Source organism: Rahnella selenatireducens (genome assembly GCF_046449555.1).
Lineage (GTDB): Bacteria > Pseudomonadota > Gammaproteobacteria > Enterobacterales > Enterobacteriaceae > Rahnella > Rahnella selenatireducens.
The window spans coordinates 42108-56546 of sequence record NZ_JBKEZJ010000005.1 but is presented as its reverse complement, the minus strand read 5'-3'; the positions used below and the strand labels follow the sequence as shown (position 1 = coordinate 56546).

Sequence of the window (14439 nt, the reverse complement as noted above, 5' to 3'; positions counted from 1 at the left end):
TTCAAAGATCAGCGAATGTTGATGATCGCGTCAAAGATGGTCGAAGCCGTCTGCACAACCTGCGCGTTCGCCAGATAATATTGCTGGTAACGTTGCAGATCGCCGTATTCTTCATCGAGGTTAACCCCGGAGATAGACTGCTGTTGCGTGGTCAGTTGCGTCACGATATTGGCCTGCGCCGTGCTGGTGGTGGTCAGCGTGGCAACCTGGTTACCGACGTTACTCACCAGGCTGGCATACGCGCCGGTCAGAGTAGATTTACCTTCCACCAGTTTTGCCGTTTGCAGGTTCAGCAATTTCTGCGCATTGGTGTTATCGCTGACGCCGCTGTCTGCTGCGCCTGCGGCGGCAATCAGGGAAGAATCGTTAATGGCGACATTAATGCTGCCCGCAACGTTGCTCACCGTTTTGATAGTGATGCTGTCGTTGGTGGCTGGCGTTCCGGTGACGGAAACGGATAAGCCGTCAAAGTCCATCGTCGGATTACCGCTGCTGTCGGTGCCTGCCGTTGGCGTAATGCTTGCGCCATCGGATACACGGGTCACTTTCCACGCGCTGCCGTCGTACGCCATGGTGTAATCGCTGGCTTTCACGGCCGTGGTGTCTTTATAAGCCACGCTCACATCGGCGGTGCCGGTGTTTTTGGTATTCGCCACCGTAGTTGCGCCGGTGAACGAAAAGAAATCTGTACCGGCGTCACCGTTGAGATCAAAACCGGCTTTGTTGGTGGTGTTGAATGCATCAGCCATGGACAGCGCAAGCTGGCCCAGCTGGTTGATCGCCGGTTCCAGGTTGTCTTTGCGGAATGCCAGCGTGCCGCCGAGTGTCCCGGTGGTCAGACGACTTTCCTGAAGCTGCGTCACCGAGCCATCAGGCTGGGTCATACCGACGGTCAGTTTAGACGGATCCGCACTGGACGCCATCGCCACAACGGTTTTCGCCGTTCCGCCGCTCACCAGCGGCGCACCGTTGGCGAAGGAGACGTTGTACGTGTCGCCGTCCTGCTGCGTGACGGTCACACCGGTAATATTATTGAGCTGGCTGACCAGCTGATCGCGCTGATCGAGGAGAGCATTCGGTTCCTGTCCGGTGCTGCCGCGCGTCGCGGTGATCTGGTTATTCAGCTTGGCAATCTGCGCCGCATAGGTGTTGATCTGGTCAACGTTCTGCGTGATTTGCTGGTTAACGGCGGTATTCATGTCGCTCAGGTATTTCGCCGAGCTATTGAACTGCGCGGTTAAGCCCTGCGCTTCACCCAAAACCGCCTGACGCGCCGAGCTGTCGCTGGCGTTACTGGTCAGGGTTTGCAGGCCCTTGAAGAACGTTGCCATGGTGGCATCGATGCCGGTCGAGCTGTCACCCAGCAAATCATCGATGGAACTCGCCTGGTCAAGCTGCGTGGACAGCGCACTGCCTGTCGCGCTCGCGCCCAGCAGTTGTTTAACGACAAAAGAGTTGTACTCACGGTTCACGCCCGTCACCGTCACACCATTGCCAATGTACCCGGCAGACGTTGACGTCCCGTTGGCCTGATTGATGATGGCAGTCTGGCGGTTATAACCGGCTACGCTGACGTTTGCGATGTTGTTCCCGGTGGTACTGAGCGCTGCCTGCGCCGCGTTCAGTCCGCTCATTGCGGTATTAATTAAGCTACTGGACATGAGTGACCTTTTGGCTGCCGGTGACTTTTTACCACCGTGTAATTAAGGGAACTGAAACGGGGTTTTCCCCTTTTCCCATTCTTAACGTGTTATCGGCCTGCATGGCTAAAACTTGAGAAAAAAAACGCGGTTTTGCAGGACTAAAAAATATCTTTTAAATCATGACTGTATGCTTTCACAGCCTGCTCGCCTGCGCCTTTAATTTTCTGGATCACACTCACCAGTTTTTCGGCGTAATTCGGATCCGTCGCATAGCCCGCGCGTTGCAGTGCATGCGCGGCCTGTTCAGGGGTGTTGGCGGAGGCCACCTGGGCATAACGCGGGTTGTTGGTGAGCAGTTTGATGTAGTCGCTGATCGCTTCCACATAAGAGCCGTAAACACGAAAACTGGCCTGAACTTTTTTCGCCACGCCGTTGGCGTATTCGGTGGTGGTGATATTGGTCGTCGGGCCATCCCAGCTGCTGCCTGCCTTGATGCCGAACAGGTTGTAGCTGCGTTTGCCGTCTGCGGTCGGAATTTCGCGTTGTCCCCAGCCGGATTCCAGCGCGGCCTGCGCCACAATCAGCTGATGGGAAATGCCGCTGTCTTTACTCGCCACCTGCGCCGGAATACTCAGGCTGGAGACGAACTGGCCGCTGTCGGTTGGTAACGGTGCGCCACCGGTCGTGCGGTCCGGCGCGGTTGGAATGACTTTACGCAGATACTGTTCCATCGCCTGAATCGGCATGGTTTTCAGCACTTCGCCGTCGAGCGCCATCGGCGTGGTGCCCGCCAGTTCCGACGGCTGTTTTGAGCCGCCGGTCAGCTGTTCCACCATCATGTCGGCCATGCCCAACCCTTTATCGGACATGTCCTGCGCAATTTGCTGATCGTACATCGATGTATAAAGTTTGGTGGACTGGTTATCCAGGATCCCGCCCTGCGGCAAGGCCTGACGCATGCTTTTCAGCATCATCTGTACGAAGACGCCTTCGAACTGCTTGGCGACTTCTTTGATGTGGGCCTGCGGATCCTGTGAAACATCCCGCTTCAGTTTATTCAGGGAATTCGTGTCGTATGCCGCACCCTGCGGGTCAAACGCCCCTGACATCGACATCAGATCGCTCATCAGATAATTTCCAAATCAGCACGCAGGCAACCGGCTGTTTTCATCGCCTGCAGGATGGACATCAGATCGATAGGCGTCGCGCCTAACGCGTTAAGGGTGCGGACGACGTTATTCAGGCTGGCACTGGATCGCACCTGCTGAATAGACCCGCCGGACTGACGAACGGAAATATTGGTATTTGGCGTCACCACGGTCTGACCACCGCCAAATGGCGTATTTGGCTGGCTGACGTCGTTCTGGCGATCGACGACCACGGACAAGTTGCCCTGCGCCACGGCGCAGTTGTCGAGGGTGACGTCGCGGTTCATCACCACCGAGCCAGTACGGGAGTTGATGATCACTTTCGCGTCCATCGGCCCGACGTTGACTTCGATGTTCTGAATTTGCGCCAGAATGCGCACCTGCGAGGTATTACCGCGAGGCACGATGACCTGAATATTGCGCGAATCCAGCGCCGACGCAGAACCCAGCCCCTGACGGTTAATGGCGTCGCTGACCTGCTGTGCCAGATTGAAGTCTTCATCGTTCAGTTGCAGGCTGATTACGCCTTCCGTTCCGAACGTGCTCGGCAGTTCGCGTTCAATGGTCGCACCGCCGGTAATACGGCCACCGGAGACCTGATTTACCGTGACGCTGCTGCCGCCAGCAGAAGCCCCGGCACCGCCGACCAGCACGTTACCCTGCGCCAGCGCGTAAACCTGGTTATCCACCCCTTTCATTGGCGTCATCAGCAAGGTTCCGCCGCGAATACTTTTGGCATTACCCATTGATGAAACCACAACATCAATCGCCTGACCGGCGCGGGAGAATGCCGGCATTTTGGCGGTAACCATCACGGCTGCCACGTTTTTCAACTGCATGTTGGTGCCCGCCGGAACGGTGATCCCCAGCTGGGACAACATGTTGGTCAGCGTCTGAGTGGTGAAAGGCGTCTGCGTAGTCTGGTCACCGGTTCCGTCCAGGCCAACGACCAGGCCGTAACCGATCAGGGCGTTATCACGCACGCCTTGTACCGTCGTCAAATCACGAATACGGTCGGCGGATGCGGGCAGTACCACCAGGGCGGAGATTGCCAGACAGATAACACCAGAAAGTAGTTTTCGCATGATTGCCTCGTTATAACGGCGATAAGTTTAGGAAGAACCGCTGCAACCAGCCCATGTTCTGCGCTTCATTGATGTAGCCGTTGCCCACGTATTCGATGCGCGCATCAGCCACTTGCGTGGAGATAACGGCGTTGGCACCGCTGATGGTGCGTGGGTTGACCACACCGGAGAACCGGATAAATTCGGTTCCCTGATTAATCTCAATTTGTTTTTCACCGACAACTTTCAGGTTGCCGTTAGCCAGCACTTCCGCCACGGTCACGGTCAGCGTGCCGCTGAAGGTGTTGTTGGCCGCCGCGCCGCCTTTCCCGGCGAAGGTGTTGGCACCGGTCATGTCGAGGTCGGCGCGCGCATTGCCGAACAGACCTTCCAGATAGCGGGGTGCGGTGGCAGCACCAAAGGTGGTTGACCCGTTGCGGCTGGCGTTGGCGGAGGAGCTTTTGCTCGCACTCACGTTTTCCTGCAAGACGATGGTCAGCGTATCGCCGATATTGCGCGGTCGGCGGTCTTCAAACAGAGGCTGATAACCATAGTTCATCGGCTGAACGGACTGGAAAATCGAACCGTTGGGAACCGGCGGCGCGGCGGGTGCAGGAGCGGCTGAGGTTGCGCCGGGTACCAGCGGAGTATGGGGCATATACGCGCATCCATTCGCCAGTAACGTAACTAACAGCGGCAGCACCAGCTTGCCTGGTCGGTCTGTATAAGAAGTCATTGCCGACGTTATTTTTTTGGTCACCACAGTTATCGCCTTAAAAAAATCGACCTGGTAGGGATCTGAACCGGTTCAGGGCAGGAGCAAATTTGCCCCTGCCCTCTTATTTTTCTTACAACCACAAAAAACTTACAGCTGCGAAAGTTTTTGCAGCATTTCGTCCGACGTGGACACCGCTTTACTGTTGATTTCGTAAGCACGCTGCGTTTGGATCATGTTGACCAGCTCTTCCGCCACGTTGACGTTGGAGGTTTCGACATAACCCTGATACAACAGGCCGGCACCGTTCAGACCCGGCGTGCTGTCTGTTGGTGCACCGGAACTTTGGGTTTCCTGGTACAGGTTTTCACCCATAGATTCCAGGCCGCTGTTGTTGATGAAGGTGCTCAGTGTCAGCTGGCCGACCTGCTGTGCGGCGGTCTGCCCTTGCACTGTCACGCTGACGATCCCGTCACGACCGACGGTCATGCTCAGGGCATTTGCCGGAACGGTGATCGCTGGGATGATCTGGTAGCCGCTGGAAGTGACCAGCTGGCCGTTCTGATCAACCTGGAAAGAACCGTCGCGGGTATAGGCGGTGGTGCCATCCGGCAGTTGCACCTGGAAGAAACCTTCGCCTTTGATCGCGATGTCTTTACTGTTGCTGGTCTGCGACAGGTTGCCCTGTGAGAACAAACGCTCGGTCGATACCGGACGAACACCGGTACCGATTTGCAAACCGGAAGGCAGGTTCGTCTGTTCGGAAGACTGCGCACCCGGCTGACGGACTGTCTGGTACAGCAAATCTTCGAAAACCGCACGCTGGCGTTTGAAGCCGTTGGTGCTGACGTTCGCCAGGTTGTTGGCGATAACATCCATGTTGGTCTGCTGGGCATCCAGCCCGGTCTTCGCAATATATAGCGATGGGATCATGTCATTACTCCTCTGCCATCATCAGCTCATTGACAGCAGATTGTTGGCACTCTGTTCATTTTCATCGACGCTGTGGATGACTTTCATCTGCATCTCAAAGCGGCGTGCGTTGGCTATCATGTCAACCATGGTCGAAACCGGATCCGCGTTACTGCCTTCGAGTGTTCCGGGCATGACGTGGATGGTCGTGTCGGCCTGCAATGTCGCGCCCCTGGCTTGCGCCGTCGCGGCGGTCGGACGGAACATGCCGTCGTCTCCGCGGGTCACTTCATTGCCAGCCGCCTTCACCAGTTTCAGTTTGCCGAGCTGCCCCATGGTGTTGGGATCCGCGCCGGCTTCCAGGACAGCAATGGTCCCGTCCGCAGAAACCGTGAGCTGAGACTGCGGCGGAACTTCGATTGGCCCGTTATCCCCCATCACCGGATGACCCTGAATGGTCAGCTGGTTGGTAGGTGAGACCTGCATGTCGCCGTTGCGTGTGTACGCTTCAGTGCCATCAGGCATCTGCACCGCCAGGAAACCATCCTGCTGTAAAGCCACATCCAGCGGACGGCCGGTGTAGTTAAGTTTCCCCTGCGTCATGTCAGCGCCCGGTGTGGACGCCGTGACCAGCGTACGCGTTTGCAGGCTTTCGCCATCCACCGGTACAGCGCGCATGGCTAAAAGCTGTGCGCGAAAGCCCGGTGTGGAGGCGTTAGCCAGGTTACTTGACGTGACCGACTGCTGAACCAGCGTCTGGCTGGCTGCGCCGCTCGCGGTGTAGATAGCGCGATCCATAGTGCTGCCCTGTTTTTAAGTCGCGCGTTAGCGCAGGTTAACCAACGTGTTCAGGATGGAGTCCTGAGTTTTGATGGTCTGCGCATTCGACTGATAGTTACGCTGAGCCACGATCATGTTGACCAGCTCCGCACTCAGATCGACGTTGGAAGATTCCAGCGCGCCACTGGTCATGGACGCTAAACCGCCCTGACCGGCGATACCGGTCACGGCCTGACCTGAAGAAGAGGTCGCCGTCCACACGTTATCGCCTTCAGATTTCAAACCTTCAGGGTTGGAGAAGTTACTCAGCACAATTTGTCCCAGTAACTGGGTTTTGTTGTTGGAGTAAGTCCCGGAAATGGTGCCGTCGTCATTGATGGTGTAGCCGGTCATCTGACCTGCTGCATAACCATCCTGATTCTGGGAACCGATGCTGTCGCTGCCGGTGCTCTGCTGGATACTGCCGGTGAAATCCAGAGACACGGTTTGCGGGGTCACGGTGCCGTTGGTGGCGGTGTTCATCGGCAATGTCAGTGCCAGACCTGCGTTGGCAGCGCCTGTTGCGTCAGTGGTGCTGACCAGCGCGCCGCTGGTATCGTATTTCAGGGAACCTATTTTGGCCGCGGTTGAACCTGAAACGCTGCCGTCCTGAGCATACACATCCCAGTTGTTCGCAGAGGTTTTCACGAAGTACAGGTTGTTATCGTGCGCGTTACCCTGTGAGTCATAGGTGGTGATGCTATTGACGTAGTTGTAGCTGGTGTCATCGCTGCTGCTAAATGTCGCAGTGGTTGGCACTTTGTCCGTTGAGTTCAGGTTAGCAACCATGGTGGCCGCGGTGGTGGCTTTCGCGCTCATCATGGTGGTCGGGACGCTCAGTGCAACAGGCTGTGCGCCCGCCGCGATGGTTGGCGGTGTGCCTGTTGCCGGGTAACCGGTCACGCTCAGCCCCTGCATGTTCACCAGATTACGGTTAGCATCGAGAGAGAACTGGCCATTGCGGGAGTAGTAAACCGCACCGCTGCTGTCGGTCAGACGGAAGAAACCGTTACCGCTCAGTGCCACATCCAGCCCGCGGGAGGTGTTGGTGGTGGTACCGTCGTTAAAGTTCTGTGTAACAGCGGCAACTTTTACGCCCATACCGGTCTGAGAACCGGCGAACATATCGGCAAAAGAGGCGGTGGCTGTCTTAAAACCAACGGTGGCGGAGTTGGCAATGTTGTTACCAATCACGTCGAGGTTGGTCGATGCCGCGCTCAGGCCGCTGACTGCTTGGGAAAAGCTCATGTTAGCTCCATTTTACTGTGTGTAGTGTTTGTAGCTCCTCCCCCTGCAAAGGGAGAGGCCGGGAGGGGATTTTGCTGACGACTAACGTGTTGACAGCAAAACCCCACCCCAACCCTCCCCTTCGCAGGGGAGGGAGCGGTCTGAGTGACTCTCTTACAAAATCTGGCGTACAGAATCGACAGTTGCGGTTCCACGCACGCCCAGATCCAACGCGGTATTCCCGGATGAATCTTTGGTTACACCATTGACCAGCGCATAGTTCAGCGGTGTTGCCACCATTTGCTGACTGTTGTTCAGGGCATTGATGCTGAAGGTGTAGCTGCCATCCGGTGCTGCAGTGCCATCGTCCTGCGTGCCGTCCCAGGTGTAGCTGTGAACGCCCGCAGTCTGTGAACCCAGGCTGAGGGTTTTCACCACTTTGCCGGTGGAATCGCTGACGGTAGCGGTGACGCTGCTTGCCGCTGTTTCCAGCTCGAAGCCGAATGGCGTGGTGCTGACAGTGCCGTCGGTGTCTTTGCCTACCAGGATCGCGCTGCCGGAAACCATCACACCGTGGCCAATCAGGGAACTGGCCTGCACGGAAGTGCCGCTGGAGATTTGTCCGGAGATGCCGCCCAGCGTGGTGTTGAGTTTTTCAATTCCGCTCACGGTGCTGATTTGTGCCAGTTGGCTGGTGAGCTGGCTGTTATCCATCGGATTGGTGGGATCCTGGTTTTTCAGCTGAGCGACCAGCAGGGTCAGGAAACTACTGGAGAGATCATCGGCCGAGCTGGTTCCGGTTGTGGACGTGCTGGAGCCGGTGCTGGTGATCGTTGTGTTATCAGTGGTGTCATTAATCGACGTCGTTATAGACATATTTCGCTCCGCTATTGCCCCAGAGTGAGAGTTTTCATCATCAACGACTTAGTGGTGTTGAGCACCTCGACGTTGGCCTGATAACTGCGGGAAGCCGAGATGGTGTTGACCATTTCGCTGACCACATCTACGTTTGGCATCTGCACATACCCTTTCGCGTCCGCCATCGGATTACCGGGCTCGTACACCATGCGTACCGGCGCCGGATCATCCACGATCTGCGCCACTTTCACGCCGCCGGTTTCCTGCCCCGGCGCGGCGTTCACCTGAAACACGACCTGTTTAGCCTTGTAAGGCTGACCATCCGGGCCAGTCACACTGTCGGCGTTGGCCATGTTACTGGCGCTGACGTTCAGACGCTGAGACTGCGCGGCGAGCGCAGAACCGGCGATATCAAAAATACCGAGCATCGACATAGGTTTTATCCTTGCAGCACCGACATCATCCCTTTAATTTGGCCGCCCAGGACGGTCAAATCGGTCTGATAGCGCACGCTGTTATCCGCAAAGTTGGTACGTTCACGATCCATATCGACCGTGTTACCGTCTGCTGACGGTTGATCAGGGATCCGGTACATCAAATCCATGTCGGCGGGTGAAACGTTTGACGCCGCGATATGGCGGTCAGACGTCAGTGACAAAGACATGCCGCTTTCACTGGCGCGGCCCTGCTCCATCACTTTCTGCAACTGACTGGCGAAATCAATATCGCGCGCCTGATACCCTGGGGTATCGGCGTTGGCGATATTGGCTGAAAGTATTTCTTGCCGCTGGGCGCGCAGGTTGAGCGCTTCCTGTTGGAACTGTAGTGCGGCGTTCAATTTGTCGAGCATGCGCCCTCCGCAAAGTGAGATTTTGGAGTTGACAGCATAAATGCGGGTGTCAACAACCTATCGTCTGAATAAGCGCAAAATCGTCCGCTATTTGTCCCTTTAGGAATTGCAAACTGAGGGTAGACTTGTCTCCAGTAGACTTTTCGCCGACACATCGGGCACAAAGGTAAATCGCGTATGAACAGGCTGAAACTCAGACGTTTAAACATTACGCTGGGCTGCATTCTTCTGGGTGTGACATCCGGCGGGAGCAGCTTTGCGCAAAATGCGCCAGCCAAAAGCGTGCCTGCGTCGGCCAATAGCGATACACTACTGACCTCGCAGCTCCAGCAGTTCTTCCGTCAGCAATATGCCGACAGTGGAATGCAGGTGAAGGTGGTGGTAATGACACCCGCCGCGCGTCAGCCGCAGTGTTTATCGCCACAATTTATGCTTTCGTCCAACAGCCGCACCTGGGGAAATGTCTCGGTGGCGGTGAACTGTAACGGTCAGAAAAGTTATGTGCAGACCAAGGTCCAGGTGAGCGGAAATTACTGGGTGGCGGCGAAAAATGTGCCTGCGGGTGCGCATCTGGCGCAAACGGATCTGGAAGCCAAAAACGGGCGTCTGGATCTGCTGCCGCCGAAAGCGATTCTTGACAGTAATCAGGCGATTAACGGTGTCACGCTGCGCAATATCAGCATCGGCCAGCCGTTAACATTGTCGATGCTGCGCCGCCCGTGGATGGTGCGTGCGGGTCAGGAAGTGCAGGTACAGGCGACAGGCAGTGGTTTTAACGTGTCCAGCGCCGGCAAGGCGATGAACAATGCAGCAGCAAATGAATCCGTGCGGATAAGAATGCCGTCAGGTGTAATTGTGAACGGGACAGTGGGCTCAGATGGGTCTGTGACAGTGACAATTTAGGTTGAATTGCAACCGTATTCGTAGAAAAAGCTGCAATTAAGGCTAAAGTTATTTCGCCACATGTCGATAACAAACGTATCAGAGTCGTCCCACGACGGCATTTTTGGGGTTTGCGTCACATTACAGGCCCTGAATACCCTTACCGGAGAATATTTTTATGGCTATCGATCGTACTCAAGGTGTTTCACCTTTAACTTCGATCCAGCAGCGTGATCCTTCTGAAGCTTCTGTTCAGAATACGCGCAAAGAAGACACTGTTTCTGGCACCACCACCAGCGGTACGGCGGTAACCCTGAGCTCAGCGCAAGCGTCTCTGACTCAGTCAAGTGCACAGGACATCAACACGGCACGTGTCGACGAACTGAAACAGGCTATCCGCGATGGCAAACTGACCATGGATACCGGCAAAATTGCCGATGCTCTGTTGAAAGACACGCAAGATTATCTCAAAGGTCTTTAAGTCGCAGAACCGGCTTAGTGACAAAAAAGTTGGAAGGTAATAAGGCCCGATGAAGAATTTTATCAAGTCCATGACTACCTTGGTTGAAACGTTGCAAGCGCTGGATCAAGTGATTAATCACGAACAAACGATACTGTGCTCAGGCCGCGTGAACGGAGCGGCCCTGCAGCATATCACCGAGCAAAAGAGCTCATTGCTCGCTACGGTAGACTATCTTGATAAACAGCGTCGTCAGCATGATGAACGCCTGAAACAATCCGCCCCCTATTCCCGTCAGCCGGAAATCGCCGCGATGTGGAAAGAGGTGGTGCAACTGACCACGAAGTTGAGTCAGATAAATCGTCATAACGGTATGTTGCTGGGTAAACAAATTGCCTATAACACCGAGGCTTTGGCTATTCTCAACGCCAGCCAGACGCAAAAATTCTACGGGCCGAACGGGCAGGAAACTGTATCCGGTCAAACCGTCAGGAAGATTTCCGTTTAGACCGAAACGGGCACGTTTCCTCCTTGCTCAGAATGAGCAGATTTCGGTTTCTTAATTGCAGTGACCGCATCTCATAAATCAAGACATTGGATTGCCACCCAAACCGGCCTCAGGGAGCGCCTGTCGCCGCGCCCCTTGAGAATCCCGGGCTCTTTCACTGCGCGGTAGCGCGTGTTGAAATAAGTGGGGCGAAATCCAAAAGAGAGAAAGCACTTCCCTCTTTTGGTCGGTTTCGGTGCAGGGAGTTAAGTGATCGCAGTTATTGAAAAACCGAAACTTTCCCGGTCATCCTCATTTTAATATTTTGCCGCCCTTGCAGCGGCATCTGCAATCAAACCAAAATTCCCACATTTCTGCATGTATGACTGGCGTGATTGAACACCGCCTCATGTTCAGCCTACTTCACACTCGCCATCGGCGGATCCATCGCCACTTTGCCTTTCACCGCTTTATTCTTCACTCTCCGCGACCACATCGCGGTCAGAATCGGCACCAGTATCGAGGTGACAATCACTGACGTGGCGACCAGCGCCGTGGCGGCCGGGGCGACAGGTTTGAACTGTGGCACCATTTCGGCGATCAATACCGGCGTGGCAACCGCGGCACCGGCGGAACTGGAGGCGGCAATCCCTGCAGTACCATCACCGCCGCCGATGAATTTATCGGCCAGAATCAGCGGAATACCGGTCAGGATAATCACTGAGACGCCCAGCATCACACCCAGCAAACCGGTTTGTGCGATGACGCTCAGGTTGATGGTGTTACCCAGTGCGAATGCGAAGAATGGGATCAGCGTCTGAACGGCTTTGCTGAAGAATTCGCGTAATTCCGGGTCAAGATTCCCTAGACCAAATCCAATCAGGAATGGCAGGACGGCACCGACGAAAACGTGCGGTTCAAACGAGGCAATGCCCGCCGTACCGAGGATGATCATGGTCATCAGCGGGCCGGACTCCAGAGACATCAGCACAAATGCGCCCGCCTCTTCTTTTGTACCGTATTGCTGCATGACCGAGGCGTACAACCCGCCGTTGGTCATGTCCATGGACGCGACCAGCGCCAGAACGGATAACCCGGCGAAGAAACCAAACTCGACGCCGTTTTCCGGCATAAAGCGCGAAGCCACTGCCGCGACAATCCAGGCGACAGCAATTTTTGTGACCACCAGCGTGCCGGATTTACGCAGAACCGTTCCGGTGGCGCTCAGTTTGATCGATGCCCCCATGCAGAAGAACCAGACGGCCAAAATCGGCACCGTACCGGTGATCAGACCGTTGGTGAAGGAGCCAAAATACTTACCGGAATCAGGCGCAAAGGTATGACACAGCGCACCGATGAAGAGAGGCACTAACATCATCCCGCCAGGGATTTTTTCTATCGCTCGTTTAATGTGCATTATTTTTCACCTGATTTAAAAGTAACGGACTTGAGAATGTCGCTACGTTATCCATTTCTCAGGGTGATAAAAGTGATTCAACTCATAAATTGAAACGATGTTTCTATTTTTTAGATTGGTAGTTTTAATAAAAATTCTCGTCAATATTTAATTTCGGCGCGAAATCACAAATTCGGATTTTTCTACGGCACAAAAACAAAAAACCCGCAGCAGTTGCCTGTGCGGGTTTCTGAAATAGCGGGGATTTTTAGCTTATGGACGTCGTGCCGAAAGCCTGCTGCCAGTCGGCGTCAAACTTTTGTACTGCCGCCTGAACCGCTGGCGTGCCGAGAAGTTGTTCAGCGACATCTATCGGTAACGTAATTGACTGACAGCCCGCCAGCAGGCAATCCACCGCCTGACGAGGCGTTCTGAAACTGGCCGCCAGCACCTTTGAGTGCGGCGCATGCAGGCTCAGCAGCGTCTGTAATTCTCTGACCGTCGCAATGCCGTCGCCGCCCTGCGCGTCCAGACGGTTCACGTAAGGTGCCACGTATTCGGCACCCGCCAGCGCGGATAAGAGCCCCTGACCTGCGCCGTAAACAGCCGTGCCGAGCGTCGGAATATTCATGCTTCTTAAAGCCTTAATCGCCGCCAGCCCTTCCGCCGTGACGGGGATTTTCACCACTAAACCGGGCACCCGCTGCGACAGTAGCAGGGCTTCGGCGATCATCTGTTCTGCATCCGCTGCCATCACTTGGGCAAATAATTTCCCGGTTCCGCCGAGGGCATCACGCAGTGCAGGCAACACTTCCCAGAGTGATTTTCCTTCTTTCGCCACAATGCTCGGATTCGTCGTGACCCCCTGCAACGGCAGAATGCGCGAAAGACGTTTCACCGCAACAACATCGGCAGTATCGAGATACAGCTCCATAACTTTCTCCTTAAACCTGTGAGCGAATGCAAAGTATCGAAGAGTGTACCCCTGCAAGCGGCGGGTTTATTGATCGCCATCAAAATGACTTTCGAATGAAAGCATATAAATTACGAAAGAAGAAAATAAGGGAGCGCCGCGATGATTTTTAATGTGCAACGTTATTCCACCCATGACGGGCCGGGGATCCGCACGGTCGTTTTTCTCAAGGGCTGCTCACTGAGTTGCACCTGGTGCCAGAACCCGGAAAGCCGTTCAGAGAAACCCGACGTGCTGTTTGATTCGCGGTTGTGTACCGCCGGGTGTCAGCACTGTGCGCAGGTATTTCCCCGTGCGGTGACTGCAGAAAATGGCGGGTTCAGCCTGCATCGTGAGGCGTTCTCTGCGCAAGATTTATGTCAGATGGAACAGGTTTGCCCGTCCGGTGCGCTGAGCGTTTGCGGCGAAGACACGGATATGGAAAGCCTGATGCAGCAAATCCTGCGTGATAAACCGTTTTATCAGCGCACCGGCGGCGGCGTTACGCTTTCCGGCGGCGAGCCTTTTATGCAACCACAGACAGCGCTGAATCTGCTGCAACGCTGTCACCACGAGGGTTTGCATACGGCGGTAGAAAGTTGTCTGCATGTTCCCTGGAAATATATCGAGCCTTCTCTCGGTGCGTTAGATTTGCTACTGGCGGATTTAAAACACGTCGCCGATGCGCCGTTCAGACGCCTGACCGGTGGCTCGGCAAAACGGGTGATGGACAATTTCCGCCGTCTGGCGGCGGCCGGTCAGAAGCTGATTGTCCGTGTCCCGCTGATCCCCGATTTCAACGCTGACCGGGCGTCCATCCGCCAGATTGTGGATTTCGCCGCGGCAGAAACCGGTTGCGAAGCCATCCACTTTTTGCCCTATCACACGCTGGGCATCAATAAATATGTCCTGCTCGGCGAACCCTATCTGGCCCCGCGCCAGCCATTAAATGACCCGGATCTGCTGGCATTTGCCGAAGAGTACGCCGCCGAAAAAGGTCTTTGTGCCCAGTTAAGAGGATAAAAA

Annotated in this window: 16 protein-coding genes; 4 read left to right on the top strand and 12 right to left on the bottom strand. The window is 55.2% G+C overall.

What is annotated here, in order from left to right:
* Positions 1 to 8: 8 nt before the first annotated feature.
* The 10 genes from flgK to flgB all read right to left on the bottom strand — a co-directional run bounded on the left by flgK (position 9) and on the right by flgB (position 9236).
* Positions 9 to 1661, bottom strand: coding sequence for a flagellar hook-associated protein FlgK (gene flgK, locus ACLBVC_RS10060; RefSeq protein WP_410149483.1), 1653 nt, complete (start codon positions 1659 to 1661; stop codon positions 9 to 11).
* Positions 1662 to 1801: 140 nt separating this feature from the next.
* Positions 1802 to 2770, bottom strand: coding sequence for a flagellar assembly peptidoglycan hydrolase FlgJ (flgJ, locus tag ACLBVC_RS10055; RefSeq protein ID WP_165057931.1), 969 nt, complete (start codon positions 2768 to 2770; stop codon positions 1802 to 1804).
* Positions 2770 to 3876, bottom strand: coding sequence for a flagellar basal body P-ring protein FlgI (locus ACLBVC_RS10050; protein WP_410149482.1), 1107 nt, complete (start codon positions 3874 to 3876; stop codon positions 2770 to 2772). The genes flgJ and ACLBVC_RS10050 overlap by 1 nt, the downstream gene beginning before the upstream one ends.
* 10 nt (positions 3877 to 3886) lie before the next feature.
* The gene (locus ACLBVC_RS10045; protein ID WP_410149689.1) at positions 3887 to 4591 is read right to left on the bottom strand and encodes a flagellar basal body L-ring protein FlgH; all 705 of its coding nucleotides are present in this window, start codon (positions 4589 to 4591) and stop codon (positions 3887 to 3889) included.
* A 129-nt stretch (positions 4592 to 4720) separates the two neighbouring features.
* Positions 4721 to 5503, bottom strand: a complete 783-nt coding sequence (flgG, locus tag ACLBVC_RS10040) for a flagellar basal-body rod protein FlgG (RefSeq protein ID WP_104922283.1) — start codon at positions 5501 to 5503, stop codon at positions 4721 to 4723.
* Positions 5504 to 5524: 21 nt separating this feature from the next.
* Positions 5525 to 6280 carry a flagellar basal body rod protein FlgF gene (locus tag ACLBVC_RS10035; RefSeq protein WP_410149481.1) on the bottom strand — a complete coding sequence of 252 codons (756 nt, stop codon included), beginning with the start codon at positions 6278 to 6280 and terminating at the stop codon, positions 5525 to 5527.
* A gap of 27 nt (positions 6281 to 6307) precedes the next feature.
* Positions 6308 to 7549 (bottom strand): flagellar hook protein FlgE, encoded by a 1242-nt coding sequence (gene flgE / locus ACLBVC_RS10030; protein WP_410149480.1) that lies wholly within the window; start codon positions 7547 to 7549, stop codon positions 6308 to 6310.
* A gap of 153 nt (positions 7550 to 7702) precedes the next feature.
* Entirely contained in the window at positions 7703 to 8404 is a 702-nt protein-coding gene (gene flgD, locus ACLBVC_RS10025; RefSeq protein ID WP_152326914.1) for a flagellar hook assembly protein FlgD, read from the bottom strand.
* A gap of 11 nt (positions 8405 to 8415) precedes the next feature.
* Complete coding sequence (gene flgC, locus ACLBVC_RS10020) at positions 8416 to 8820, bottom strand: flagellar basal body rod protein FlgC (protein ID WP_152326913.1); 405 nt, start codon at positions 8818 to 8820, stop codon at positions 8416 to 8418.
* Positions 8821 to 8825: 5 nt separating this feature from the next.
* Positions 8826 to 9236 (bottom strand): flagellar basal body rod protein FlgB, encoded by a 411-nt coding sequence (flgB, locus tag ACLBVC_RS10015; protein ID WP_104922288.1) that lies wholly within the window; start codon positions 9234 to 9236, stop codon positions 8826 to 8828.
* A 177-nt stretch (positions 9237 to 9413) separates the two neighbouring features.
* On the opposite strand from flgB, the gene flgA reads away from it, so the two are divergent.
* From flgA to ACLBVC_RS10000, 3 genes are all read left to right on the top strand, one after another.
* Entirely contained in the window at positions 9414 to 10139 is a 726-nt protein-coding gene (gene flgA, locus ACLBVC_RS10010; RefSeq protein ID WP_410149479.1) for a flagellar basal body P-ring formation chaperone FlgA, read from the top strand.
* Between the two features lie 157 nt (positions 10140 to 10296).
* On the top strand, positions 10297 to 10599 hold the full coding sequence (gene flgM / locus ACLBVC_RS10005) for a flagellar biosynthesis anti-sigma factor FlgM (RefSeq protein ID WP_410149478.1): 303 nt from the start codon (positions 10297 to 10299) through the stop codon (positions 10597 to 10599).
* A 49-nt stretch (positions 10600 to 10648) separates the two neighbouring features.
* On the top strand, positions 10649 to 11086 hold the full coding sequence (locus tag ACLBVC_RS10000) for a flagella synthesis protein FlgN (RefSeq protein ID WP_152326910.1): 438 nt from the start codon (positions 10649 to 10651) through the stop codon (positions 11084 to 11086).
* Positions 11087 to 11483: 397 nt separating this feature from the next.
* Here ACLBVC_RS10000 and kdgT read toward each other — a convergent pair whose 3' ends face one another.
* Together kdgT and fsa are read right to left on the bottom strand one after the other, a co-directional pair.
* Positions 11484 to 12482 (bottom strand): 2-keto-3-deoxygluconate transporter, encoded by a 999-nt coding sequence (gene kdgT, locus ACLBVC_RS09995; RefSeq protein ID WP_195812549.1) that lies wholly within the window; start codon positions 12480 to 12482, stop codon positions 11484 to 11486.
* Between the two features lie 247 nt (positions 12483 to 12729).
* Positions 12730 to 13395 (bottom strand): fructose-6-phosphate aldolase, encoded by a 666-nt coding sequence (fsa, locus tag ACLBVC_RS09990; protein WP_410149477.1) that lies wholly within the window; start codon positions 13393 to 13395, stop codon positions 12730 to 12732.
* A gap of 141 nt (positions 13396 to 13536) precedes the next feature.
* On the opposite strand from fsa, the gene ACLBVC_RS09985 reads away from it, so the two are divergent.
* The gene (locus tag ACLBVC_RS09985; RefSeq protein WP_410149476.1) at positions 13537 to 14436 is read left to right on the top strand and encodes a glycyl-radical enzyme activating protein; all 900 of its coding nucleotides are present in this window, start codon (positions 13537 to 13539) and stop codon (positions 14434 to 14436) included.
* The last annotated feature ends 3 nt before the right edge of the window (positions 14437 to 14439 follow it).